The sequence below is a fragment of the Roseibium sp. genome, assembly GCF_965229775.1.
In the GTDB taxonomy this organism is placed as follows: Bacteria; Pseudomonadota; Alphaproteobacteria; order Rhizobiales; family Stappiaceae; genus Roseibium.
In genome coordinates this window covers 2873790-2898228 of the sequence record NZ_OZ245929.1, presented here as the reverse complement: position 1 = coordinate 2898228, position 24439 = coordinate 2873790, and the positions used below count along the sequence as shown (strand labels likewise).

General features: G+C 58.9%; 24 protein-coding genes and 1 tRNA gene. 9 read left to right on the top strand and 16 right to left on the bottom strand.

The window, feature by feature from the left end:
* The first annotated feature begins 266 nt into the window (after positions 1-266).
* Complete coding sequence (locus tag ACO07N_RS13160) at positions 267-1139, top strand: NAD(P)-dependent oxidoreductase (protein WP_421981448.1); 873 nt, start codon at positions 267-269, stop codon at positions 1137-1139.
* Between the two features lie 130 nt (positions 1140-1269).
* On the opposite strand, the gene ACO07N_RS13155 is transcribed toward ACO07N_RS13160, so the two are convergent.
* From ACO07N_RS13155 to ACO07N_RS13100, 12 genes are all read right to left on the bottom strand, one after another.
* Entirely contained in the window at positions 1270-1887 is a 618-nt protein-coding gene (locus ACO07N_RS13155; protein WP_421981447.1) for a hypothetical protein, read from the bottom strand.
* A gap of 243 nt (positions 1888-2130) precedes the next feature.
* On the bottom strand, positions 2131-2769 hold the full coding sequence (locus tag ACO07N_RS13150) for an HAD-IA family hydrolase (RefSeq protein ID WP_421981446.1): 639 nt from the start codon (positions 2767-2769) through the stop codon (positions 2131-2133).
* Between the two features lie 139 nt (positions 2770-2908).
* Entirely contained in the window at positions 2909-3838 is a 930-nt protein-coding gene (locus tag ACO07N_RS13145) for a hypothetical protein (RefSeq protein WP_421981445.1), read from the bottom strand.
* A gap of 172 nt (positions 3839-4010) precedes the next feature.
* Complete coding sequence (locus ACO07N_RS13140) at positions 4011-5468, bottom strand: DUF4403 family protein (protein WP_421981444.1); 1458 nt, start codon at positions 5466-5468, stop codon at positions 4011-4013.
* A 228-nt stretch (positions 5469-5696) separates the two neighbouring features.
* Positions 5697-5873 carry a hypothetical protein gene (locus ACO07N_RS13135; protein WP_421981443.1) on the bottom strand — a complete coding sequence of 59 codons (177 nt, stop codon included), beginning with the start codon at positions 5871-5873 and terminating at the stop codon, positions 5697-5699.
* Between the two features lie 217 nt (positions 5874-6090).
* Positions 6091-6333, bottom strand: coding sequence for a hypothetical protein (locus ACO07N_RS13130; RefSeq protein ID WP_421981442.1), 243 nt, complete (start codon positions 6331-6333; stop codon positions 6091-6093).
* Positions 6334-6508: 175 nt separating this feature from the next.
* A complete protein-coding gene (locus ACO07N_RS13125) occupies positions 6509-7846 on the bottom strand; it encodes a S8 family serine peptidase (protein ID WP_421981441.1) in 1338 nt (445 codons plus the stop codon).
* Between the two features lie 118 nt (positions 7847-7964).
* On the bottom strand, positions 7965-8918 hold the full coding sequence (locus ACO07N_RS13120; RefSeq protein ID WP_421981440.1) for a heme-binding protein: 954 nt from the start codon (positions 8916-8918) through the stop codon (positions 7965-7967).
* A gap of 27 nt (positions 8919-8945) precedes the next feature.
* Positions 8946-9269 (bottom strand): hypothetical protein, encoded by a 324-nt coding sequence (locus tag ACO07N_RS13115; RefSeq protein ID WP_421981439.1) that lies wholly within the window; start codon positions 9267-9269, stop codon positions 8946-8948.
* Positions 9270-9345: 76 nt separating this feature from the next.
* Entirely contained in the window at positions 9346-10167 is an 822-nt protein-coding gene (locus ACO07N_RS13110) for a hypothetical protein (RefSeq protein ID WP_421981438.1), read from the bottom strand.
* A 436-nt stretch (positions 10168-10603) separates the two neighbouring features.
* A complete protein-coding gene (locus tag ACO07N_RS13105) occupies positions 10604-11305 on the bottom strand; it encodes a Crp/Fnr family transcriptional regulator (protein ID WP_421981437.1) in 702 nt (233 codons plus the stop codon).
* Between the two features lie 264 nt (positions 11306-11569).
* On the bottom strand, positions 11570-12463 hold the full coding sequence (locus tag ACO07N_RS13100) for a phytanoyl-CoA dioxygenase family protein (protein ID WP_421981436.1): 894 nt from the start codon (positions 12461-12463) through the stop codon (positions 11570-11572).
* Positions 12464-12546: 83 nt separating this feature from the next.
* Here ACO07N_RS13100 and ACO07N_RS13095 point away from each other — a divergent pair, with 83 nt between their 5' ends.
* Entirely contained in the window at positions 12547-13587 is a 1041-nt protein-coding gene (locus tag ACO07N_RS13095) for a LacI family DNA-binding transcriptional regulator (RefSeq protein ID WP_421981435.1), read from the top strand.
* 16 nt (positions 13588-13603) lie between these two features.
* Here ACO07N_RS13095 and ACO07N_RS13090 read toward each other — a convergent pair.
* The 4 genes from ACO07N_RS13090 to ACO07N_RS13075 form a co-directional block, all read right to left on the bottom strand.
* Positions 13604-13680 (bottom strand) — tRNA-Arg (locus ACO07N_RS13090).
* Positions 13681-13903: 223 nt separating this feature from the next.
* Entirely contained in the window at positions 13904-15376 is a 1473-nt protein-coding gene (locus ACO07N_RS13085) for a sensor histidine kinase (RefSeq protein ID WP_421981434.1), read from the bottom strand.
* A gap of 97 nt (positions 15377-15473) precedes the next feature.
* Complete coding sequence (locus tag ACO07N_RS13080) at positions 15474-16904, bottom strand: dihydrolipoyl dehydrogenase family protein (RefSeq protein ID WP_421981433.1); 1431 nt, start codon at positions 16902-16904, stop codon at positions 15474-15476.
* A 53-nt stretch (positions 16905-16957) separates the two neighbouring features.
* The gene (locus ACO07N_RS13075; RefSeq protein ID WP_421981432.1) at positions 16958-17743 is read right to left on the bottom strand and encodes a TVP38/TMEM64 family protein; all 786 of its coding nucleotides are present in this window, start codon (positions 17741-17743) and stop codon (positions 16958-16960) included.
* A 360-nt stretch (positions 17744-18103) separates the two neighbouring features.
* Between ACO07N_RS13075 and rpmH the strand changes: the two genes are divergently transcribed.
* The 7 genes from rpmH to ACO07N_RS13040 all read left to right on the top strand — a co-directional run bounded on the left by rpmH (position 18104) and on the right by ACO07N_RS13040 (position 24077).
* Positions 18104-18238: a 50S ribosomal protein L34 gene (gene rpmH, locus ACO07N_RS13070; protein WP_006934271.1), complete on the top strand. Its 135-nt coding sequence runs from the start codon at positions 18104-18106 to the stop codon at positions 18236-18238.
* 59 nt (positions 18239-18297) lie between these two features.
* Positions 18298-18699, top strand: coding sequence for a ribonuclease P protein component (rnpA, locus tag ACO07N_RS13065; protein WP_421981431.1), 402 nt, complete (start codon positions 18298-18300; stop codon positions 18697-18699).
* A 9-nt stretch (positions 18700-18708) separates the two neighbouring features.
* Positions 18709-20559 carry a membrane protein insertase YidC gene (gene yidC / locus ACO07N_RS13060; RefSeq protein WP_421984425.1) on the top strand — a complete coding sequence of 617 codons (1851 nt, stop codon included), beginning with the start codon at positions 18709-18711 and terminating at the stop codon, positions 20557-20559.
* A gap of 182 nt (positions 20560-20741) precedes the next feature.
* On the top strand, positions 20742-21422 hold the full coding sequence (locus ACO07N_RS13055) for a CatB-related O-acetyltransferase (RefSeq protein ID WP_421981430.1): 681 nt from the start codon (positions 20742-20744) through the stop codon (positions 21420-21422).
* A gap of 9 nt (positions 21423-21431) precedes the next feature.
* Positions 21432-22079 carry a ribosome biogenesis GTP-binding protein YihA/YsxC gene (gene yihA / locus ACO07N_RS13050; protein WP_421981429.1) on the top strand — a complete coding sequence of 216 codons (648 nt, stop codon included), beginning with the start codon at positions 21432-21434 and terminating at the stop codon, positions 22077-22079.
* A 370-nt stretch (positions 22080-22449) separates the two neighbouring features.
* Positions 22450-23337 carry an acetylglutamate kinase gene (argB, locus tag ACO07N_RS13045; RefSeq protein ID WP_421981428.1) on the top strand — a complete coding sequence of 296 codons (888 nt, stop codon included), beginning with the start codon at positions 22450-22452 and terminating at the stop codon, positions 23335-23337.
* Entirely contained in the window at positions 23334-24077 is a 744-nt protein-coding gene (locus tag ACO07N_RS13040) for a pyrimidine 5'-nucleotidase (protein WP_421981427.1), read from the top strand. Before argB ends, ACO07N_RS13040 begins: the two co-directional genes overlap by 4 nt.
* The last annotated feature ends 362 nt before the right edge of the window (positions 24078-24439 follow it).

The window sequence follows — 24439 nt, the reverse complement described above, 5'->3', positions numbered from 1 at the left end:
TCCTCAAATCGTTCGCGACGATGCCGCCGTTCGCAGTCTACGCCGTTTCGGCGGCGAAGGAACGCGGCATTCGACAGGGCGGCATAAAATCCGCGTCAGGTCAGCCGCTGCCCCGGTTGCACGGGCGCGCCAACACCTTTAAGTCAATTTGAACAAGACCGGCATTCCCGAAGGCGCAATGTCACACGGCGTCCCGCAACGGGCGGCGGGACCCTTTTGAACGGCCGGTAATCACGAGACACAGGTTTGAACAAAGAGGACTTTCAATGGCAAAGGTTGCATTTCTTGGGCTTGGCGTCATGGGCTACCCGATGGCCGGATACCTGCAAAAGGCCGGTCACGACGTGACGGTTTACAACCGCACAACGGCCAAGGCGGAAAAATGGGCGGCCGAATATGGCGGCGGTTTCGCGGCGACCCCGTGCGAAGCGGCGGCCGGCGCCGCCTTCGTGATGGCCTGTGTCGGCAATGATGATGATCTGCGCTCGATCTGCCTCGGGGACGACGGCGCCTTCAAGGACATGGCGTCCGGCTCGATCTTCGTCGACCACACCACCGTTTCGGCCAAGGTCACGCGTGAGCTTTACGGCGTTGCCAAAGCCGGCGGCATCTCCTTTGTCGACGCACCCGTTTCCGGCGGACAGGCAGGCGCTGAAAACGGCCAGCTGGTGGTCATGTGCGGCGGGGACCAGGCGGCCTATGACGCGGCAGAGCCGTTCATCGACGCCTATGCCAAGAAATGCGTCAGGCTCGGGGAAAGCGGTGCCGGTCAGTTGACCAAGATGGTCAACCAGATCTGCATCGCCGGTCTCGTCCAGGGGCTGTCGGAAGGCCTGCACTTTGCCGAAAAGGCCGGGCTTGACGGGCGCGCGGTCATCGACCTGATCGGCGGCGGCGCTGCCGGCAGCTGGCAGATGGTCAACCGCTACGAAACCATGCTCGACGATCACTTCGATCACGGTTTCGCCGTCGACTGGATGCGCAAGGACCTCGGCATCTGTCTCGCCACCGCCAATGAAAACGGCGCCAGCCTGCCGGTGACCGCCCTTGTCGACCAATTCTACAAGGACGTGCAGAAAATGGGCGGCGGCCGCTGGGACACCTCGTCCCTTGTCAAACGCCTGCGCAAGATGGACTAAGGCTGGAGCAAAGGCCGGAACCGGCGCCATCAAGCGCCTCCGATATCAGCAAAGCCGCCCGTGTGAGAGATCATGCGGGCGGTTTTTTGTCACAGGCTCGCGGTGATATTCACGCTCGGCCTCAGGTTGGTCAGCCAGCCTGTTTCAACCCGTGCTGTTCGTCCATGAATACGTCATAGGGTTTCGGCCTGTAGTCGTACAGCAAATAGTCAACGCGGTAGTGTCTTATCAACGCCACATAAAGGTCTTCGCGTAATTCGATCGGGCTCCTGTTTTTGCCGATGTTCTCCCGCGGGAACGGCTCCTTGATTTTCAGGTGCCTTGCCAGCTCCGTTGTGTCCAGATTTTCGAATTTCAGCAAGAAGTCCGGGGGCTTGTTGGAGAGGAAATGCGTTGCGTACTTGAACTGCGGCGGCACGACAATAATCTGTTCGTTGAACATCCGGGAAAAGAAAGTCAGGGGATCCCAGCTTGGCAAATCCGGATAGATTTTGCGAAACGTACCCTGGTAGCTTTCATGCGTTAGGTACTTGTACCCGGAGATCGCACGTTCAATTGGATCCCTGACAACAACGATAACTGTATAGTCGTTCCAGATCTTGACGGGCGTGTGGGTCGACGGAAAGAAGTGATTGAAGCGATTGTTTATGCCCAGCCACTTGCGAAAACTTGTTCCCGCCGCCTTTGGATTGTGAACAAATAAGATCTTCCGTTCACTACATGTATTTGGCTGCATGAATTCAATCAATCCGCGTTTCTCTAAAAATAAAATAGACCGATTCGCAAAAAAATGGAAAATTTATCTTCATTTTTCAAATTATGTTCAAGAAACCTATTTCTATTTAGTTTATATATATTTAATATTTACATAATATAAAATCGAGATATGATCGCGTCAGAAAGTAAAACATCTCGCGGCTTCAATTAAATAACGGTTCCGAGCGCATCCCTGAATCCCGCCATGGAACATTCGGCGATGTTTGCGAGACCATCAACCCGCTGCCAGACTGTCAATCAGCCCCGCCAACCGGGACATCTCGCTGAAGACGATCGACCTCTCATCAGACTTGACTTCCGAATGCGGGTCGTATCGCAGGACCGTCATTCCGGCCGCCTTTGCGGCCTGAACGCCAACGTCACTGTCTTCGACGACGATGCAGCGATCCGGAGGAAATCCCATGTCGCGGGCAGCGTGCAGAAAGAGGCCGGGTTCCGGTTTCCATATACCGACGACATAGGAGCTGTAGATGTTGGGCCCGAAATGCGAAGCCAGACCGCTCACCTTCAGCGAATGGGCGATTTTCTGCGGTGGCCCGCTCGAGGCAATGCATCTGGGCCGGTCAAGGCTCTCCAGCATGGCTGCTGCACCGGGCACCGGCTGCAGCCTTTCATCGAACAGCTGTGCGACACGTTCGCGGTAGGTCGCCTCGAACGTTTCCGGCAGTGACCTGCCGAGCTGTTTTTCAAGATCAGCCAGGGTCAGGTCGAGCTTGATGCCGCGGTAGCGGCGCATCAACTGCTCCGCCGTTTCACCCAGTTCCGGCAACAGATCGACAAAGGCCTGGTTGCACAGGATCTCGCTGTCGACGAGCGTTCCGTCCAGATCGAAAATGACGCAAGTGTCTGCCATATGCCCGCTGTCGGATCTCGCGCGTTGTTTTGCTTCAGCCCTTGGTAACGCCAGTAACGGCAAGATTCAAAGGGAGTTGTGATCACCTGCGCGCGGTTCTCGCTCCTCCAAAAACGCAAACATCGCGACAAATGCCGATTCAGTCCGGAAAGGGTTGCCAATTGAGACGCCGTTCCGAAAGAGCGAACGCGGCGACCGCGCACAACACGAGGAGTACACCGGCCGCACCCTGAAGAAGGGCAAGAACGATCTGTTCGGAGCCGGCCAGATCGAGATGTCTTGCAAATCCGACATACATGGATGCCGAGCAGGCAATCCCCGTCAATGCCACGATCTGGACAAGGTGCGTGCGGCTTGGCCGTCCTGCCAAGGGCCAGAACAGCAGGCAAGGCAGAAGTGCCGAAGCAGAGAGCGCTGCATATGCGAAGTTGCGGCTGCTTTCGCCGTCACTGAGGAAAGCTCCGTAAGCGTACCCGCAGATCGGGGCAAGCGCGGCATAGAACAGTCGCCACCCTGTGCCCAGCCGCGGCAGAAACGTCGCGGCAATCCATGTCGCCCCCAGCATGATGAGCATGTCGGGCGCAAACTGTAGCCGGTCGAAGGCAACCTCCCGGTTTTCTACCGCAGGGTTCGGAAAGGCGGTGAAGAGCAGAAATCCGGAAAACACTCGAAACAACGCCCCGACAAGCGTTGCAATGACAAGAGCCAACGCAATCGTGGCAAGCAGCTTGAGTGGGCGGCCGTCCGGCGTTCCATTCAGAACCATGCTGGCAAAATACGGCAAAGGCAGCAAAAGCAGCCACAGAGCGAAAAAAAACAAAGCCTGGTGCACGACGAGAGGATCGGATGGTATCGGCTTGATCCAGAGAGCCTCGCCGATATTGATAAGTGCCGCCAGCGTTGCGGTTACCAATCCGGTAACGATGGCAATCGCATCCTGCTTTGCGAAGTCGCGGAAACTCACTGTCAGGATAATGACAGCGGCGGTGCCGATCGCCAGGCCCGCCAGCGCGATTTCAAAAGCTGCCGAGACTTTCGACGGTTCGCCGTCATACAAACGGAGCCCCATCTGTGCGAGAACCAATGATTTTTCGCCCAAGAGAAACAGGATGGCCGCAAGCAAGATTGACCAGGCATGCCCCTGTACATTCCGGCCCTGTCCGGACCCAGTGTTCGTTTCTGGAACAGGCCCGTTCCCAGTAAAGGCCTGTCCCGTTCCGTTTTCATTCTCGAGCATCGCTTCACCTCACAGGATTGAAGCCGACGACACGTATGTTGCCCGTCGTTGAAATCGTCAGCTCAATGGAAGACATTTCCGGCGAAAGGCGCAGATCGGAGACTTCCAACTCGCCGCTTCCGGTCAGGGTGAACTCCGGCGTCAGATCGCGGTTGAGAGCTGCATTCATTGCCCTTTCCAACGAGGCGATTTCCCTGTTCAGTTCGACGGAGTACGTGTCTGCCAAGAAAACCGTGGCAGCGCTCAACATCGCCGACTTCGCGATACCTGCAAGTCCGGCATCGGCCGAGGTCAGTTCGATATCGGAGAACTGAATCTCCTCGCTGACGCTGTCGAAAGACGGTTGTGTGGAGATGCGGACAGCTTCCCGCTCAAGGGTCAGCGGACCTCCTTCCGCGTCGACCACGACATCCAGGGACAACCGCGTGCCGTCAATTTTCGCAAGCACCTGGTGCACGGTGACGGTCACACTGCCCTCTTCGCCGAGGGAAAAGGTTCTGGGCAACGATTTCGCAGCAATCGCGTTCAGCATTTCCGTGTGAAGGCGCACCGGCACCTTCAGGGCAACCCCGGCATCCTTCATCGGCGTCATGTTGGGGAGACTTGTTCTGGCCGGGCCGGTCGCCTCGCTGGTCACTTGCGCGGTCAGTGCAATGTCCAAACGCGCATGAAGAGCGCGGTTGTCGAATGACGGCCCCACCAGCCCCACGGTATGAGGCCTCAAATGCAGGTAGAGTGCCTCGTTGCCCGGCAGCTCCAGACGATGCGGTTTCTGGACAGCCTGCCAAAGCCTGTCTGCGGCAGATTTCAGATCGATCCGCGCCAGTTCCGCCTTCAAGCCATTGTTTTTGAAGTCGCTGATCGCCCTGTCCAGAGGGGGACCGAGCGTGCTGCCGAGCGTTACCGGGAACAGGTTGAACAGTCTGAACTCCGGGCGCTGCAGCCACCTGTAGGAGATGTCCAGGTCCAGATGCGGGGTCCAGTCAGGCAGGATGCGCGGGCGTGCCGCGATCGTCATCTGCGCGTTCGCCCGAACGGTCTGCCGGATGTTCCTTCCGATGTCACCGCGCCCCCTGACGGTGCCGGCGCCATAAACATCCTGTTGCAGGATGATTTGTCCACCACTGCCTGAAAGGCGCAGCGGGCCTTCGCGCCGAACCAGCTCGGAAATGGTGCAATCGATCCGCGGCGTTACTTCGACGCAGCGGTTCTTCATGGTCACCTTGAAACCGCGGAATTCGGGAACCTTCGTGCATGCCCGTTCCGGTTCGACGCAGGTTCTCCCGTATTCGTTCTGGTGGAGTGTCAATGGCAACCGGTCATTTGCGTAGCGCGCAAGATCCGCAAGGCTGATCGTGACCGGGACCGAGATCCGGCTTTCGGGAAGATCGCCCGATGATGCCAAAGCCGCAAAGCCGGTCAAGAATGCGAAGGGAATTGAGAAAAGCAATGTGCGTTTCATAACAGTCTCCATGAATTTGAAGGCATTCCATACGGTCCCGGAAATCGGGCTCGATGTCACAAGGGCGGCAATCCGGGTCCTTCCGTGCGTCGAGCCCGGGCCCAAGTTGAGTGGCTTAGAGCAGCGGATCATCGGGAGGATGCCTGGCGCGTGATCATCGGGACGTCGTTCTCGCCGTTGCCGCCGAGACCAGCGCCTCGCGCTTCACCGCGGTCCGCCGCCCGGTTTTCAAAAAGGCCGCAGCCTGTCCTGATCTTCAATGCTGACCGGCTGTAGCCGGGCTGGTTGCGCAGTCACGCCAAGAGGCTTGAGGCCTTTAAGACGGACGTTGTCGTTGGCCGCGATATCACCGGTGACAATCGTCTGTGATCCAACCAGCGATAACAGTAAGAACATTTCTCGCATCATGAACTCCTGCCTGTTTTGAGACCTAAAGAGCAGTGCAACGGAAGACTGGCAGATCGTCAGCGGGAGTTAGGTGGCAATTGCCACATTGAGGGAGATTTGTTGGTTTTTTCGAATAAGAATCTGAATTTGCGAATATTTTAGGATCAAAAAATGCACGTCTCGCGAAACGGCGCAGCTCACCGCACGTTTCGCGTCTGACCTGGAAAAAGCGATGCTATTGAGGAACCTCGGGATCGTCAGGTGGCAGGCTTATCGTTCCCTCATCACGGCAACTCCTTACCCCGTCCAATGTCTCAATATTAGTGACCTTGTCGCCTGCGATTGTTCCCGATACGACGCCGATCAAATTCATGACGCTCTCAACCTGCAAGCCGTTTCCTTCGAGATCTCTCACGATCTCCTCAATCGTGCGGTTACCTTTGGTGTCGACCTGGATCAGCACTTTGCGATTGTTCATGGCCTCTGTACCCTGTCGTAAAGTTTCCGAACGCGTGCTTGGCGCAGTCGCGGTTTATCAGGTTTTGGATCAACTGTATTCGCGATAGCGGCACATGGCGAAGAAAACCTCCGCTTCGAAAAACGAAGGTTTTCAGGGTTTGGAGGACGGCGCAGCCGTCCTCGCATATCGACGCTCAGGACATTGCCCCATTCGGTGCAGAGACCATCGGTGCCTGAACAAAACCGGCCCCGCCGTCACGGATCGGCAGTCCAATATCCAAGGCGTTGCGGCGAAGAGCTTCCCACAAGTCTTTGCCTCTCAGCTTCGCGTCTGATTGAGCAAACATTGCTGCGATACCTGCAACATGCGGGGTCGCCATGCTTGTTCCGTCGAGCCGGCGATATTGCTCAGGCAGCGGATAGGAGGACAGGACATCCTCTCCTGGAGCGCAAAGATTGACTTCGCCGCCGTCGCCATTGATCCCGCCACACGAAAATCTTGAGATTTTCATCTGATTGTCGACCGAACCTACGGCCATGATCGATTGCGAGTTTGCAGGTGCATTGACCGGGGCGATATGGCCGAACTGGCGCGCACTGTCGTTGCCGGACGCAGCGATTATGATGGAGCCGTTTTCAAGCGCGAGCTGTCCTGCCTGCTCGTAGAGCGGGTCGGGCTTTTCGCCCTGATCGACTGATCGTCCGAGCGACATGGAAATGACGTGACACCCGCTTTCGATCGCCCAATTCATGCCGGCCAATATCCAACTCTCCCGGCCGCTGCCGGCATTGGACAGCACCTTGCCTGCAAATATCTCGGCATCGACGGCACAACCGTAACGCGGATGATGTGACGACGCCATCGGTCCAGCTGCCGTCCCGATGCAGTGCGTGCCGTGCCCATTCCCGTCCTGACTGGTTTCGCCGGGCACAAAGGACTGCGCAACGACATTGCGACCTGCGAAATCCGGATGCGCCGAATCAAATCCGGTGTCGAGGACAGCAATCTTGATACCCTTGCCAGTGTAGGACGAAGCAGACACTCCGGTGGCGTCAATGCCCCATGTGGCTTCAGCAGTTGCAATACTGTGGGCGACGCGCGCGGCCATTTCGCTCGCCGGTGCCGAGACGAATGGCGCCCCGTCCGCCAGGAGCCGGATACCTTCCTGTACCCATTGCTGATATCGCTGTTCGACAATATTGGACGCAAACATGAAAAATTCGGGTCTGACTTCAACGACGTCCGCGTTTCCCGCCAGCGCAGTGGACATGGCCGAAACATAGTCATTGTCCTTACCCTGAATAACCGCAACGCCCAAGCGATCGAGATAGACGCATCCTTGTTCGTCCAGCATGGAAGCTATCTTGTTTGGCTCGTTTTTCGCATCTGAATAGGTCTTTACTCTCATTTCGCTGGAGACGCTCGACAAGCTCTTCACGGCTGCAGATGTTTTCATCTTTGGCCGCATCGTGACGAGGTAGTTTCCAGTGGGTGTGGGGGTCCGAAGATTGGGATTCACTGTATTTGACATGACACTTCTCCTACTTGCGTTGATTGTGTTCTGCGTGAACTTAGCTCACGCCTGACGAAGTCATTTGCTTGCAGAAATGTGAGCTAATTCTTCTCAAAGCACTGATCTAAATAGATAATTAGTATTCGACTTTCTCCAGAGTGTTGATGGAAACGTGCGGCCAGCGGATGAGACCGGGCATGCCGTCGCGGCGCGGAAAGAAATCCAGCATGACGATTTGCGAATATTGCAGACGTCTTTTGACAACGCCCGGTTGCTTCTCGTCGGTGACTTCGGAAATCCAGAAAGTGGATTTCATGTCCGCTGCGTTGGCCTGTTTCACGATGAACGGGATGTTCACGATGCCGCCGGTTCCGAGCGTCGTGTCGAACACCAGTTCAGTGGTATCCGAAAATGTCAGACCCTTGTTGGCTTCTGCGAGAAGGTCATTCGGTGCGGCGGGGTCGAACAATCCGTTGAACGGGTGATCAATGAAGTGCTTGTACGGCGCCAGGTAAGGGTTGTTGTCGACATCGGTTGATACGCCGATCGGCAAACCGCTTATCGTGGGAATGGACGGAGCGCCCGCGTGCGCCCGCCAGCGGCCGAGTGCAAGTACGGAATCGCCGTGAGGGATTGTCGCAAGCCGCGCGATGTCCAGACCGTCGGTGGTGCGGTTGAGCATTTGCAGAAGCAGGCCAGGCTCGTGATGGATTGCCAGCCCTGGTTTGCCGGCCAGTCCGCTATCGGGAGAGTCTTCGGCGGAGATCTGCTCGATGGTTTGCTCATAGTCGATCGCGACCAGGAACTGGTCGGCCTCATCCGGCGGAACATCGAGCGCCAGGCCCCGATTGGGAACACCCTTGTCAACAAGGCTGAACTTGAGCGTCTCGTTGTACTGGTTCATAAGGAGGCGGTATTTGAACGTGCCTTTTTCGAAGGGCAGCGCAATCATGTTCCAGCCGCGCCCCGGCAGGCTTTTCCACGTTCCCGGCAAGTGAGCAAAGGGCCCGAGATCCGCATCGCCATCTTGCGCCGGAGTGAGGGTGCGGCCGGTGGATTTCATCACCGAAAGTGCTTTCTGGTCAGCCATTTTTCTCTTCCTTGAAGTCGATTGAAATCATGCGTCACTGGTTGAATACGGCATCAGGATGCCGGCTAGAGCGCCGACCGAAGCGGATGCGGTGGCGATCAGGATGTCCGGGATGGAGGTGTTTTCACCCGGATAGAGGGCAATGATGATTGCGCCGGCCACAGATCCCAGAAGCGCCAGCCCCAACGAGCCGACCACCAGCCGATAGACCTGCGTATCCGGGACCGCTGCGCTCTTGATTTCCTCAAGAGCGTTGATCGGATCACTCTTGATCTTGCTTTCAAGGTCCGGGTCTTTTTTCAGAACGGAAAGCAACTGGTTGACCGATTTGATAGAATTACTTCCAGACATAGACATGTTCCTTTCCTGGGTTTCAGTTTCACTCCGGCCGCCGGCCCATCGGGTCCGGTGCGGCAATCCCGGCCCGTCAACCTGGAAATCCGACGATCGCCTTGAGGATGGTTGCGGGAATGGAGATGCAGCCGAGAATTTCGCTGGGTTTGGTGATGTCGGCCTTTGTGAGAACGCCGTCCTCAAAAGTCAGATCCGTGACTTTTTTCACGCAGGCGGCGCGGCGAACATCAAACGAACTGACCTGCTTGGTATTCACGACATCAACCGTCTGCCGGGACACGAGCGTTCGGCCCTTCGTCTTTATCTCGACGATGATGGGACGCATGGTCCGGAAGCAGAAACTGCCTTCGCACCGCCGCGCGACGCTGACGTTTTCGCCGGTTTTAGACAGCCGTCTGCCGGGAATGGGCCGGTTTTGCCTGTAAAGAAAGTCGCCCTCGATCGTCTTCAGAGCGAGATAGAAATTGCCGGCGCTGGCGGCACTCAGCTGATCTGCGGAGTAGGCGACCTGTCTTGGATCATCCGGATCGAAGACGAGGTCGACACTGAACGTTGGGGAGGGCCTTGCTCCATCCTGCCTGTTCGTTAGAAAGGATTTTGCTGCCTCGGAAAACAGGGAAGCTGCCGAGCTGATGATGTCAGCAGTCTTGTCTTCGTTGGTGATCTTGGCCGAGTTGAGAAGCCCGTCTGCGCCGACGGCCAGGGTAAACTGATCGTTGGCAGTCGGAAGCTGTTTCAGGTTCAACCGATAATGCGCATTCGGGTCCGCAACTCTTTTTTCCGTCGCTTTGCCAATTGTCACCTTGCCGTCCTTGTCGAGCGCGACATTGAGAGAAACAATCGACTTGGGCAGATGGTAGGCCACATAGGGTGCGTGCGGCTGTTTGTTCGCCACAAAACTGGATTCAACCGACACTGCAGTGCAACCGGACAGAAAAGCCGGCAGAGACAGAATGTAAAACCACTTACTGCGCGAAGCATTCGCTTTAAAAGTCACAGGAAGCAACATCAACACCCAAGCCTTTCATGAATGCGAACAGTCTTTCCGCATCATGAATGGCAGAGCATCTACGTTACTTAAGTGGGAAATCCCACATTGGGTGGAATTTGTTTTGAAATTCGTGTTTCAACCGCGATCACGCGCGCTGCTTCGGGCCGACCTCAAAACAAGGAAGCCGTATCGGCTGCAGGGAGGAGGTCACTGGTCCGGTATCGACAGATGCGGCACGAGTGACAGGCCGTCAGGCACGGACAGACCGGCTGCCGGCATCTGCAGGAAACCATCATCGCGTGAGCGGGATCAGGATGAGCCGCAAACCCAGCCGGAAAAGTCACGCCAAATCGTCGCCCGACACCGCCCGCCGCAACCGCGGCAGGTCCGTGATCGTGATGCTGCGCCGCTCGAGCCGGGCTATGCCCTGCGAAACCAGACGGTTCAATTCCTTGGTGACGGCTTCCCTGTGCGTTGCAATCCGTGTGGCGAGTTCGTAGTGGGATGGCGCCGGCGAGATCGTGCAGACCTCCCCATTCGCCGCTTCGGTGTCGCACAAGCGCAAGATCTCGGCATGCAGTCTTTGGCGAACCGACAGAGCCCCATACTCGAAGACGCGCTGACTGAGCCCTCTGGCTTTTGACACGAGATGTTCCGCAAGCCGCAATCCGAATGCGCCGTCAGACGCGATCAGCTTGCGGAAGTCCTTTGCGCTCATGCTGGCGATCGTGGCGTCGGTCTTGGCTTCGATCGATGCGGATCGCGGTCTGCCGTCGATTGCGGCGAATTCGCCGAAAATTCCGCCCGTGCTGATTTCCGAATACGAAACCTCCTTGCCATCAATCGAATAATCACGGACAGAAACAGTCCCGTCGATAATCAAGAACACGTCCGTCGTCTCGTCGTTCCGTTTGAGAATGGTTTCACCAGCGGTGACCCCCGTGACCAAGCACATCCGATTGATCTGAAATTCATCAAATTTATCAATGCCTTCAAACAAAGGAATTGCGTGTTTGATTGACACCTTGTCTTGTGACGTCATGCGCAGCCCCCCGCTCACCTGCCAGCAACACGCAGGAGTATAATAGAACCAGCCTGACAACCTAGTCTTATTGCTGTTCCTGACTGCAAAAAATCAGCGAGACATCATCATTATCTGGTGAGGTTTGCCTGTTCACCACGTGCCCGCAAGGACAGGCGTTTCGAAGGTGTCCGTTGATCTAACCTTCATGGCGCTCCTGCCACATGCGTCCAAGACAGAGATGCAGCAGGCTGCGACCTTTCCTGCCGTGCCAGGCCGGTTGTGTCAGGCAAACGCGCTTTTTGCGCCACCGGACTTCTGGACCTGAAAAATTGAGCTGACATCGGCTGCCGGCGGATAAGGCAAGCGCACCGGAACCTCTTTCATGCGGGGCTGCAGCACAGGGTTTCCGATGATCATCCTGTCCTGAAGGTCCTCCCATTGCTGCTGCTGCGACAGGCGCTGTATGTAGGCCGAGCCACCCATGAGCGGCCATGCATCCGCCGCGCAGCATTCATAGAACAGCATCAGCCGTGCGCGTTCGGACACATTCGGGGCGGAGCCGTGCAAGGTGCGGGCGTGGTGGATGGACATGCTTCCCGCCTTGCCGGTTATCGTGGCGGCCTTCTCAATCCGGAAATCCGGATCGCCGGGGTCCACGGCGCCGCAGAAAATGCCGTCTGCACTGTTGTGACTCAAGATCGGCCCCTTATGGGACCCGGGAATAACCTGAAGTGGGCCATTTTCCTCCGTGACATCTTCCAGAAAGACACCGAAGGCCAGCATGTCGTCGTTGGTGTGGGGATAGAAGGCCCAGTCCTGATGCCACTCGACGGCCGCCCCGCCTCCCGGCGCCTTTGCGTTGAGCTTCGATGTTTGCAGCACCGCGTCCGGTCCGACCAGTTGCCGCAAGACCTCCGTGATTCTGGAGTTCTTCAGAACCTCCCAAAAGAAAGGATGCTGCTTGTGCGGCAGTTTGATCCGCGTCAGCCTCGGATTCTCGGGACCATGGCCTTCGTCCAGATCATAAACGTCATTGCTCTCGCTCACGTTGCGCGAGCGCTCTATGAAATCATGCGTGATGTCCTGCATCCGCTTGAGCTGGTCCGGCGTCACGGCATCTTCGACAAGAAGGTAGCCGTTCTCGACGTAGTGTTCTGTCTGGTCCTTGGTGAGCATCGCGGATTCCCCTTGCGAAACTGATTTTGGTATCGATACCATACTTGATTTGGTATCGATACCACCGTCTATTGAACCCGTCAATGAATACGCAAATCCAAATGCAGGAGCAGGCGTTGGGCAAGGACAAGTGGGTCACCATGCGGGATGTCGCCGATCTGGCCGAGGTCGGAACGATCACGGTCTCCCGTGTCTTGCGCACGCCCGAGAAAGTCTCCGAAGCAAAACGGCATCGTGTTCAAAAGGCGATCGAGGAGCTCGGTTACGTCCCCGACAACACCGCCGGAGCCTTGTCGTCAAGCAGGAGCCGTGTCTTCGGAGCGATCATTTCCACCATCAGCGATTCTGTCTTCGCATCGACCCTGGATGGTTTGTCGGGCACGCTCCGCGCTGCCGGGTTTGAACTGCTCCTGACCAGCACCGGCTATGATCCGGACGTTGAAGAAGATGCATTGCGTGCTCTTCTGGCGCGCCGGCCTGACGGGGTCGTTCTGACCAGCACCTCGCATTCTGCCGGCTCCTTGAGATTGATCAGATCCCTGAGCATTCCCGTCGTCGAGATCTGGCAGTTGCCGTCCGAACCCCTGGACATCGCTGTCGGCTTTTCGAATTTTCAGGCCGGATATGACATGGCGCGTCACCTCATCGACAGCGGCCGGAAGACCATCGCGTTTCTGGGAGGCGCAGGCTTGCTGGACGAACGGGGACGCCGCCGCCGCGAAGGATATTCAGCCGCGCTTCACGCCGCCGGCAGGCCACCGATCACGTGGCCAAACGAAGACCAGGGCATACCGTCCGGCATCGAATTTGGGGCTGCATTCTTCGATCAATGTCTGAACGCAAATCCGCACATCGACGCGGTCATGTGCGTCAGTGACACGGTCGCGGTGGGCGTGCTTTGCGAAGCAAGGCGGCGCAATCTGGAGGTACCCGGAGACCTCGCCGTTTCTGGTTTTGGCGGGTTCGACGTAGCACGGCCTTCCGGCTTCGACCTGACGACGATCGAGGTCCCCGGCGAGGCGATCGGCGTCGCATCAGCCAGGGCGCTGCTCGATCCGGACGCCGCGAGGGCGAGAAAGGTCATTGACCTCGGCTACAAGCTGGTCGCGCGCGGAACAACGTAGTGGCATGTTCTGAGAATGGCGCACCGGGGAGGATTCGAACCCCCGACCCCCAGATTCGTAGTCTGGTGCTCTATCCAGCTGAGCTACCGGTGCTTCGGGTGCAGGGACGGTCATTCAGGCTATCGTGAAGCGAATAACGGTCCTGCGCAGCGGGGCCGCGTGTGCCCCGGACAGGGCGCTTACCTACTGCGCCCCGGGAGGGAATGCAAGGGACTTTTTGAACTTTTTTTCAAGGAATTGTCACACGGTTCCAAAACCTTCAGGAAAGCCAAGGAATTGGCGCAGGCAGAGGCAACGCCTCGGGCCGGGATCCCGTTCAGGACCGGCGGTCGGGAACCTTCAGACGGAAACAAGCGCCCGGTCTGGTCTCGTCCAGGTCGATGCTGCCGCCATGGGCCTTCAGCAGCTCGGCAACAATGGCGAGACCGAGCCCGACACCACCCTTCTTGGAGCCGCTGTGAAACGCCTTGAAGAGCGCCTTCCGAGTGTTTTCGGGAATGCCCGGCCCGGTGTCGGAGATCACCACGTGTACGCATTCCCCCTCTCGCATCGCCTCCATGGTGATCCGGCGGACAAGCGTCTCGTCCTTCTCCGATTCAAGGGCCTGCAGCGCGTTGCGCACGAGGTTGAGCAGCACGCGGAAGATCTGCTCCGGGTCCGCGTCGATCTCGATGTGCTCCGGCACCTTGTTCTCGAAACCGACCGTGTCATGGTCGTGCAGCCCGAGAACGTCGGCAACATCGTCCCCGACCCGTTGCAGGGCAAGCAGGCGGCGCTGCGGCGGGCGTTCCTGCGCCTTGCCGTAGGACATCACCGCCTGGGTGTAGCCGACGGCCCTGTCGAGGGTGGCGAGGATCTTCGGCGCCAGCCGGCTGACCGTCGGATCCGGCACGTGTTCCAGGCGTTCCAGGAACAGTTGCGCGGAGGCCAGAAGGTTGCGCAGATCGTGGTTGATTTTCGAGACCGCAAGCCCGAGATCGGCAAGGCGCTGCTTCTGCTGCAGGGCGCGCGACAGGGCCTCTTCCATCGCGGCAAGCCGGATCTCGGCATCGCCCAGTTCGTCCTGACGGCCGGATACGGTGATGATCCGGCTGGTGTCCTCGGGGTTTTCGGCGAAGCGCTCCATGGAGCGCGTCAGGCGGCGAAGCGGGCGGATGAAGAGCGCGCGCAGGGTGATGTAGACAAGGCTCGCGGTGATCACGGAAATGAACAGCGACAGCGCAAGGATACGGCCGGAAAAGGCCAGCATGTCCTGCTGCAGCAGGGCCACGGGCAGAACCACGTCGACACGCTCCGTGTGGCCCATCTGGCCGACACCGATCACGCGCATGACGCCGTCACCGCTGTAGGTCAGGATCTGGAAACTGCCGATGATCGAGGAAAGCGCCGAAACGTTGGCCATGTCGACCACGAAATCGACTTCGCCGGGCACGTCGTTCATGGCGATCAGGCTGCGCCGCGTTCCCTGGTCGAGCGAAATCGCGACCGCGCCCGTCGTCTGCAGCAGTTCTTCCTGAAGCCTCGGTGCGATCGTGCTCGTTTCGGCGAGGACGGAAGCGGCAACACCGGCGGTCGTCAAGCGGTCCATCAGCCAGGTGTTGCGGTAGTTGGCGATGGACGGGACATAGATGAACACTTCCGACAGCATCACGAAGACGACGGTCAGAAGCAGGAGCTTTCCCGACAGGCCGCCGAGCCGGGGCCGTTCCGGCCGGTCAATCGCCCGGGGTGTCTTTCCCGTATCGTCTGCAGGGACCGCTGCGCCTTCCGGCGCGCCCTCGTGCTTCATCTTCTGTCCGTCCCAAGAATCACTCTGTCATACGCTCATTAAATAAGCTGCAATTGTCTGAAAATATGACCTAAACCGCCAAGAACAACGACAAAACTCATCCGAACTTGCGCAAGATCGCAAGCACCCGGCGCAGCCAAACATTCTTTGGCGCGTCCGCATAGTACGAAATTGCCGCACGCCGCACCAGTTCTCCAAGCGTCGGATAGGGCGCAATGAACCCGGCCAGGTCCTTCATCGTCATCTTCTTGGACAGGGCCAGCGAGAGCAGATTGAGAATTTCACCGGCCTGGGCTCCGACGATATCGGCCCCGGCCAGACGTCCTCCCGGACCGACGATCAGTTTCAGTTTTCCGATGGTTGCACCTTCCGCCTGGGCCCGGTCATTGCCGGCATACTCGGCACTCAGGACCTTCACGGCGCCGCTATAGGCCCGCTTGGCTTCGGTCACGGTCATACCGATATGCCCAAGCTCCGGTGACGTATAAGTCACCCACGGTACGAGGGTGTTGTTCATCTTCACCGGCATGCGGAACAGAATCGAACGGATGACAAGACCGGCCTGGTATCCGGCGACATGGGTAAACTGCAATCCGCCGGCGACATCGCCGATCGCGTAGACCTTGCGGTTGGTCGTGCGCAGACCCGCGTCGACCTCAATACCCTTGCGGTCGAACCTGATCCCGGCCGCCTCCAATCCGAGATCCTGGACATTTGGTGCCCGGCCCGTCGCGACGAGAAGATGGCTCGCCTCGGTCTCCAGCGTTGTTCCGTCGGCGGACTTCGCAAAAATCTTCACTCCGCCGTCCGCCGCGGCGACGCGCTCGACGGCCGTTTCTTCGAGGATCTCGATGCCTTCGTCCCTGAGCGACTGGAGAACGATCCCGGCCAGCTCGGGATCGTCCTTGCCGAGGGGCCTGGCCGCCTCGAAAACGGTGACCTCAGCGCCCAGGCGGCGGTGTGCCTGCGCCATCTCCAGGCCGATCGGCCCGCCGCCGATAATCGCCAGGTGACCTGGCGCCTCGCGCAGCTCGAACAGGGTCTCGTTGATGAGATAAGGCACCTCGTCCAATCCGGGGATCGGCGGCACCAGGGCCGTCGACCCGGTCGCGACCACGAACCGGCGCGCCCTGATCCTGACATCTCCGACCTCGAGGGTTCTTTCGTCCGTGAAGCGGGCGGCCTCGCGCAGCACCGTGACACCAAGACCTTCGAAGCGCTCCTGCGAATCATGCGGCTCGATCGCCGCGATCACGCTGCGCACATGATCGTTGGCCCGAGCGAAGTCGATTTCGAGTCCTTCCGAATGAATGCCGAACCGGTCCTGCGCCCGGTTTCCGGCCGCGGCTTTCGCGGTCGCGAGCAATGCCTTGGACGGAACGCAGCCATAGTTGAGGCAGTCGCCACCCATGAGGCCCTTTTCGATCAGCACGACCTCAACGCCGAACGCGGCAGCGGCGGCGGCAACGGAGAGGCCACCCGAGCCGGCACCAATCACACAAATGTCGGGGGTCAGCAGTTTTGCCATTGAGGGCTCCGGTTGCGGTGGATGAAACTATGGCGAGGGTTCGCCCGCGATTGTCAGGCCGAGCGAATTCTTTTGAGGACGACCGGGATAAGGCTCGCGATCCCGAGCGCGAAGAAAGCCGCCAGCAGCTGGGGGGTCACCAGCGCGGATATCTCGATCTCGCAGGTCCCGGCCGACGCGCAGCCCGGATTTGCGGCCTCCTGCGCCTCGATCACGCTGTCGAGGCCGGACCCGATGAAAGCAAAGGCGAAGGTGCCCGGGATGATGCCGATGAAGGTCGCCAAGGCGTAGGTGGGAAGACGCACCTGAAAGATCGCGGGTGCAATGTTGACGAGCCAGAACGGAAACACCGGCGTCAGCCGCAGGAACAGGAGATAGTTGAAACTCTCATTTCGAAACCCTTCGGCAAGGCGTGACAGGAACGGGCCGGCACGTTTTGTCAGGACTTCCCCGAAAGACGACCGGGCAACGAGGAAGACAGCACATGCCCCGATGGTGGCGCCGACAACCGTGACGGTTCCGCCCGCGATCCAGCCGAACAGGAAGCCGCCGGCAATCGTCAGTAGCGAGGCTCCGGGAAAGGACAGCGAGACGCAGACGATGTAGGCCAGGCAAAACACGGCAAGCGCCGCGAGCAGGTTCTGGTCGACAAAACCGATGAGTTCCTGGCGCTGCATGATCAGGTTGGACAGGGTCAGCTGCTTGTGCAGGCCCTGTGAAAAGGCAATTATCATCAGGGCAACAAGGACAACCAGCGGAAGCCACTTCCTGAATCTGCCCGAGGCGGAGGGTTTTCCCGTTTCCTCGATGTCCTGCTCCGTTTGCTTTGGCCCGCTCATTCGGTCAGCCTTTTCCCCCAGCATGTCACGCCCCATGTAAAGTTCGTCTGCGGCGATTCTTGATGACGCCGTAGTGGTCTTTCTGCCAGATGTACCTTAAACCTCTTAAAAAGAACCGTGCTTCACTGATAAGTGACGCCATGGTGTCGCCGGTTCACCTGTGCGTGAACGGATTTTCCGCCCGAGATTCTTGGCCCGCAACGTTGACTTGAGACGGCGCGGCGCTTATAAGCGCGCACGACTGGGACATGCATTCGGACCCAAGGCTGTTTTGAGCCGCGCTCTTCCAGCGCTTCGGATGCTTCCACCAAAGAATTTAAAAATGAAAAGGGCCGCGCACGAACCGCGCGGGTAAGAACGATGAAGCGTACGTATCAACCGAGCCGTCTTGTCCGCAAGCGCCGCCACGGATTCCGCGCACGTATGGCAACCAAGAACGGTCGTCAGGTGCTCGCACGCCGGCGTGCAAAGGGCCGCAAGAGCCTCAGCGCCTGATCGGCAACCTGTGCGCAGTGCGCCGGGTTGGCGGCTGCTGCCAACACCAATCCGCTGCCATGGACACTTTGAAAAAGCGCTCCGAATTCCTCGCGGTTGCCAAAGGCGGCCGACTGGGTCGGCGCGCTTTCTTCGTTCAGGGCCTGAAGCGCAACGGCGACGCGGCATCGCGGGTCGGCTACACCGTCACGAAGAAAACCGGGAACTCCGTCATGCGCAGCCGCATCAAGCGGCGCCTGCGGGCGGCGGTTGCCGAGCTTTGCCGTGACGACATTCCGCAAAATGCGGATTTTGTGCTTGTTGCACGCGATTCCGCGCTCACTCTTCCCTTTCAAAAACTCGTTGCAGACCTTAAGTCAGGCCTAAGCCAAGTGCTGGATCCGGAGACACCGCGCGGACGGGGAAAACCGCGCCGGGGAAACCGGTCGTCTCAACCGACACCGCGCAGGAAACAGGGGTAATACCAGTTGATCTCCGAAAACCGAAACACGATTCTGGCAATCGTACTGTCCCTGATCGTCCTGCTCGCCTGGCAGTACTTCGTTGCCACACCGGAACTGGAACGCCAGCAGGCCGCCATCGAGGCGCAGCAGCAGGCGGACGCCGCACGTCAGGCCGCAACCGACGGGGGCGCCAATCCCGATGCGCCGCAACCTTCGGCGTCTTCGAGCGGAAACGCGGCGCTTCCGGCGCAATCAGTGGGTCAGAACGCCGTTTTCGGCAGTCGTGAACTGGCGGTCGCCGCCAGCGACAGGGTCGTGATCGACACGCCGCGCCTCGAAGGTTCGATCAACCTCACCGGCGCCCGCCTCGACGACCTGCGTCTCAAGGATTATCACGAGACCGTCGACAGAAGCAGTCCGACGATCGCCCTGTTTTCACCCAAGGGCAGCCCTCAGCCCTACTACACCGACTATGGCTGGGTTGCGGACCCGGGCACGAATGTGGCGCTTCCCGGACCCGACAGCGTCTGGACCGTGGAGGGCAGTGCGACACTGACACCGTCCACGCCCCTGACGCTGAGCTGGGACAACGGCGCGGGCCTCGTCTTCAAGCGCACCTATTCCGTCGACGAGAACTACATGTTCACCGTCGCACAATCCGTCGACAACAGCTCCGCCGAAGCGGTGACGCTTTATCCCTACGGGCTTATTGCGCGGCAGGGCATTCCGGAAACGACGGGTATCTGGATCCTTCATGAAGGCCTACTCGGCGTGTTCGGCGAAGAAGGCCTCCTTGAGGTCGACTATTCGGACCTCGAGGAAGAGGGCATGAACCGCCCGGCCAAGGTCGACAATGGCTGGCTCGGCATCACCGACAAGTACTGGGCCGCGACGCTTATCCCGGTGCCGGGGCAGGAATTTCAGCCCAGCTTCAGCTTCTCCAGCGTGACCGGCAATTTCCAGGCGGACTATCTCGGCAACGGCGTCGCCGTTCCGGCCGGGGGAACCGCGGAAACAAGCTCCTATCTGTTTGCGGGCGCGAAGGAAACGAAGCTCATCGACGCCTACGAGGAGTCCATCGGCATCAACCGGTTCGAACTCCTGATCGACTGGGGCTGGTTCTACTTCCTGACCAAGCCGATGTTCTTCGCGATCGACTATTTCTTCCATCTTCTCGGCAACTTCGGCGTCGCCATCCTGGTCGTGACGGTCATCATCAAGCTGATCTTCTTCCCGCTGGCGAACAAGTCCTATGTCTCCATGAGCAAGATGAAGCTCGTGCAGCCGCAGATGACCGAAATCCGGGAAACCTACAAGGATGACCGGCAAAAGCAGCAGCAGGCTCTCATGGAGCTGTACAAGAAGGAAAAGATCAATCCGCTGGCGGGCTGTCTGCCGATCCTGATCCAGATCCCGGTGTTCTTCGCGCTCTACAAGGTCCTGTTCGTCACCATCGAAATGCGCCACGCGCCGTTCTTCGGCTGGATCCAGGATCTGTCCGCACCGGATCCGACGTCGCTGTTCAACCTCTTCGGGCTCATCCCCTGGGATCCGCCGCAGCTCCTGATGCTCGGCGTGTGGCCGCTGCTGATGGGCATCACCATGTTCATCCAGATGAAGATGAACCCGGCGCCGCCCGATCCGACCCAGCAGATGATCTTCACCTGGATGCCGGTCGTGTTCACCTTCATGCTGGCCTCATTCCCGGCCGGTCTCGTGATCTACTGGGCCTGGAACAACTTCCTCTCCATCACACAGCAATATGTGATCATGCGCCGCCAGGGAGCGAAAGTTGAGCTATGGGACAATCTCGGGTCCATGTTCAAGCGAAAGAAGCCGGCCTCGGACGACGAGGCTGACAAGGCCGAAAAGAGCTGATACAACCCAAGGCCCCGCCACCCGGCGGGGCCTTTCGATTTGACAACAAACTCACAGGAGCCTGCAATCCGATGATCCGATGAAGCAAGACCTAATCCGCAAGGCGAAGCCGCCAACCGGCAGGTCGAATGCGTTCGATACGCAACACACCCTTCCCTTGTTTCTTGCTTGCCGGAGGTCTCATGCACGGCCCTTCTCCAGACACGCTTCATCCGTTCCACGGCGAAAACCACACCGTTTTCCTGAAAAACGTCATCACCCGGCCAAACATCGAGGTGGGCGACTACACCTACTATCATGATTTCGAGAACGCTCTCGATTTCGAAAACCGGAACGTGCGTTACCATTTCGACACTATCGGCGACCGGCTGAAAATCGGAAAGTTCTGCGCGCTGGCGTGCGGAACCAGCTTCATCATGAACGGCGCCAATCACGCCCTGACGGGGTTCTCCACCTATCCATTCCACATCTTCGCGGAAGAGTGGATGGATAAGTTCGACCCGGAAACGATATTCGGACATCTGCGCGGCGACACGATCGTCGGCAATGACGTCTGGTTCGGGACCAATTCCAAAATCATGCCAGGTGTCACGATTTGCTCGGGCGCCATCATCGGCGCGCATGCGGTCGTGGCCTCAGACGTTCCGCCCTACGCGGTCGTCGTCGGCAATCCGGGCCGGGTCGTGCGGCTCAGATACGACGAGGCAACCATCGAGCGTCTTCTAAGCGTTTCCTGGTGGGACTGGCCGATCGAACAGATCTCCCGTCATCTCAAGGCGATCTGGGGTGCGGATATCGACGTGCTCGAACAGGCAGCGCTTGAGGCCGAACACGGCCTCGACGGAAGATCAAAGGCAAGCTAAAAGCAGCCCATGAGCGACGAACAAACCTATTCGCAGGAAGACCTGGAAGCGGGCCGGCTGATGTTTGCCCGCCCCTGGGACTTTCTGACCAGCGTGACCGACATGTCCAACCTTCCGGACGCGGCGGGCACGGAAATCGCCTTTGCCGGCCGGTCCAATGTCGGCAAGTCCAGCCTGATCAACGCGCTGACCGGCCGAAAGGGTCTTGCCAGAACCTCGTCGACACCCGGCCGGACGCAAATGCTGAACTTCTTCGTTGCGCCCGATACACCGCTGACGATCGTGGACATGCCCGGCTATGGCTACGCGCAAGCGCCGAAGGAACTTGTCGACGCCTGGACCGATCTCGTCTTTTCCTACCTGCGCGGCCGCCCCAACCTGCGCAGGGTGATCCTGCTTGTCGACAGCCGGCACGGGATCAAGAAAAACGATCTGGAGGCAATGGCGCTGCTGGACAGGGCCGCCGTCGTCTACCAGGTGGTGCTGACGAAGTCCGACAAGATCAAGCCGCCGCAACTGGCCCGTCTCGTTTCCGAAACAGAAGCAGCGCTTGCCAAGCGCGTCGCGGCGCATCCGCTGATTGTCGCGACGTCCTCGGAAAAAAACCAGGGCATCGACGAACTGAGGGCCGAGCTCTGCAATCTGGCCAACCAATAGAGTTGGGACGCCGCCGTATGAAGGCAATTTGTGCCGTTCCGGCAAACCGGTTATAGCAGGAACCCCTGAAAGTGTTCTTTAGGTGATGGACCCATAAATGAGACTGAAATGGCATGCGAAATGGCGAGACCCCGTTAGGAAGGGTGTGCAGAGCGGGCTTCCTGCCCGGTCAAGCACGCTGACGCCACGGGGTGAAGCCATTTCCATGTCCTTCGGATTTGACCGGATTGCTTCTCCCCGGCGTCGCGAAAGGCTTGAAAATGAACCACATTTCCTGCGCTTCCGCTCCTTGAGGCGAAGCAATCCGCCTCAAACCATTTCTGCCTCATTTTTGGCTCCATCACCTAGGCCCAGTTGAGTAAACGCCTCGATGACAAATCCTGACATGTCCAGCCGCGCCCACATCATCGCGCATGCCCTGCCCTACATGCAGCGCTACGACGACAAGACCGTTGTCGTGAAATATGGCGGCAACGCCATGGGTGATCCGGCACTCGGGCAGGCCTTCGCGCGCGACATCACGCTGCTGCGCCAATCCGGCGTCAATCCCGTTGTCGTTCACGGCGGCGGGCCGCAAATCGGCAGGATGCTGCAGCGGCTGAACATCGTGAGCGAGTTCAAGGGCGGATTGCGCGTCACCGACAAGGCCACCGTCGAAGTGGTGGAGATGGTCCTGGCCGGGTCGATCAACAAGGAAATCGTCCAGATGATCAATGCGGAAGGCGGCCGCGCGGTCGGCCTTTGCGGCAAGGACGGCAATCTTGTCACCGCGCGCAAGCTGAACCGCACCGTTGTCGATCCGGACAGCAATATCGAAAGCGTTGTAGATCTCGGCTTTGTCGGCGAGCCGGCACATGTCGATCCGACCGTCCTGAGACTGGTGCTGAAGGAAGCCATCATTCCCGTCGTCGCGCCGGTGGCGCACGGCGAGGACGGTGAGACATACAACATAAACGCGGACACGGCTGCCGGCGCGATCGCCGGCTCCCTGAGTGCAAAGCGACTGCTTTTCCTGACGGATGTGCCCGGTGTTCTCGACAAGGAAGGCAACCTGATCAAGCAGCTCACCGTTTCCAAGGCCCGCGCGCTGATGGCCGACGGAACGATCTCGGGTGGCATGATTCCCAAGGTCGAGACCTGCATCGAGGCGCTTGACCGCGGCGTGGAAGGCGTGGTCATCCTCAACGGCAAGGTGCCTCATGCAGTTCTCCTGGAACTGTTCACCGACGGCGGCGCAGGGACGTTGATACGCCCGTGACCGGAAAACGCATCCTGCCCTTGGAAGGCCAGCACGCACACCGCCAGGACCTGCGGATCTTCAAGGGCGTGGAAGCCTGGGTGTTCGACCTGGACAACACGCTTTATCCGCATGAGGCGGACCTGTTTTCGCAGATCGATGAACAGATCTCCCTTTACGTCCAGAAGATCATGGACCTCAACCGCTCCGAGGCGATGGTGCATCAGAAGGCGCTGTATCACGAATACGGCACCACCTTGCGCGGGCTGATGACGACGCAAAACATCGATCCGGACGACTATCTGGCCTTCGTGCACGACATCGACTACTCCGGACTTGAGCCCAATCCGGATCTGGCGGCGGCGATCGAGGCCCTGCCCGGAAAGAAGTTCATCTTCACCAACGGCGACCGTCCGCATGCGGAACGCACCGCAGCCGCGCTCGGTATCTCCGATCATTTCGAGGACATCTTCGACATCGTGTCCGCGGATCTCGTGCCAAAGCCCAATCGCGAGACCTATGACAAGTTCATCGGACTGACGGGCATCTCTCCGGCCCGGGCCGCGATGTTCGAGGATTTGCCGAAAAACCTCAAGGTTCCGCACACGCTCGGAATGCGCACGGCATTGATCATCCCCACGGGATCGCGGGCCGTATTCGAGGAGAGCTGGGACCTCGAGGGCGATCCCTACCCCCATGTGGACTTCGTCACCGAAGATCTGACCGGTTTTCTGAAAGCAGTTCTGGGGTCCCTGCGCTAGGCACCCCGCAGGCCGGATACCGCATTTACAAAGGCTGTCCGTTGCCCCCATCCTTCGAGACAGCGCTTCGCGCTTCCTCAGGATGAGGATGCAGAGGTTTTCATGCGGTGCAACCATTCCTTCGTCACCCCGGACGAGCGGAGCGAGATCCGGGGCCCACGCGTTTCCAGAGCCCTGAGCGTGGTGCGCGTGGTTCGCGCCTGAAGCCGACACGCCTTCCATCGATCTGCGGCACCGTGGATTGGATCACGGATCAAGTTCGGGATGACAGCAGAATTCAACTCACCTCCCTCTCACCGATCGTCACCCCGGACGAACAGCGTGAGATCCGGGGCCGGGGAGCCCGGGTGTGCCGGGACGGG

Bases quoted from the DNA above. Each gene is read 5' to 3' on its own strand.
- rnpA (WP_421981431.1), top strand. From the start codon at position 18,298: ATGGACACTTTGAAAAAGCGCTCCGAATTCCTCGCGGTTGCCAAAGGC.
- ACO07N_RS13085 (WP_421981434.1), bottom strand. From the start codon at position 15,376: ATGAAGCACGAGGGCGCGCCGGAAGGCGCAGCGGTCCCTGCAGACGAT.
- ACO07N_RS13115 (WP_421981439.1), bottom strand. From the start codon at position 9,269: ATGTCTGGAAGTAATTCTATCAAATCGGTCAACCAGTTGCTTTCCGTT.
- yihA (WP_421981429.1), top strand. From the start codon at position 21,432: ATGAGCGACGAACAAACCTATTCGCAGGAAGACCTGGAAGCGGGCCGG.
- ACO07N_RS13130 (WP_421981442.1), bottom strand. From the start codon at position 6,333: ATGAACAATCGCAAAGTGCTGATCCAGGTCGACACCAAAGGTAACCGC.
- ACO07N_RS13145 (WP_421981445.1), bottom strand. From the start codon at position 3,838: ATGGGGCTCCGTTTGTATGACGGCGAACCGTCGAAAGTCTCGGCAGCT.
- ACO07N_RS13055 (WP_421981430.1), top strand. From the start codon at position 20,742: ATGCACGGCCCTTCTCCAGACACGCTTCATCCGTTCCACGGCGAAAAC.
- rpmH (WP_006934271.1), top strand. From the start codon at position 18,104: ATGAAGCGTACGTATCAACCGAGCCGTCTTGTCCGCAAGCGCCGCCAC.
- ACO07N_RS13120 (WP_421981440.1), bottom strand. From the start codon at position 8,918: ATGGCTGACCAGAAAGCACTTTCGGTGATGAAATCCACCGGCCGCACC.
- ACO07N_RS13095 (WP_421981435.1), top strand. From the start codon at position 12,547: ATGAATACGCAAATCCAAATGCAGGAGCAGGCGTTGGGCAAGGACAAG.
- ACO07N_RS13150 (WP_421981446.1), bottom strand. From the start codon at position 2,769: ATGGCAGACACTTGCGTCATTTTCGATCTGGACGGAACGCTCGTCGAC.
- argB (WP_421981428.1), top strand. From the start codon at position 22,450: ATGACAAATCCTGACATGTCCAGCCGCGCCCACATCATCGCGCATGCC.
- ACO07N_RS13125 (WP_421981441.1), bottom strand. From the start codon at position 7,846: ATGTCAAATACAGTGAATCCCAATCTTCGGACCCCCACACCCACTGGA.
- ACO07N_RS13160 (WP_421981448.1), top strand. From the start codon at position 267: ATGGCAAAGGTTGCATTTCTTGGGCTTGGCGTCATGGGCTACCCGATG.
- ACO07N_RS13135 (WP_421981443.1), bottom strand. From the start codon at position 5,873: ATGCGAGAAATGTTCTTACTGTTATCGCTGGTTGGATCACAGACGATT.
- ACO07N_RS13140 (WP_421981444.1), bottom strand. From the start codon at position 5,468: ATGAAACGCACATTGCTTTTCTCAATTCCCTTCGCATTCTTGACCGGC.
- ACO07N_RS13080 (WP_421981433.1), bottom strand. From the start codon at position 16,904: ATGGCAAAACTGCTGACCCCCGACATTTGTGTGATTGGTGCCGGCTCG.
- ACO07N_RS13100 (WP_421981436.1), bottom strand. From the start codon at position 12,463: ATGCTCACCAAGGACCAGACAGAACACTACGTCGAGAACGGCTACCTT.
- ACO07N_RS13075 (WP_421981432.1), bottom strand. From the start codon at position 17,743: ATGAGCGGGCCAAAGCAAACGGAGCAGGACATCGAGGAAACGGGAAAA.
- ACO07N_RS13105 (WP_421981437.1), bottom strand. From the start codon at position 11,305: ATGACGTCACAAGACAAGGTGTCAATCAAACACGCAATTCCTTTGTTT.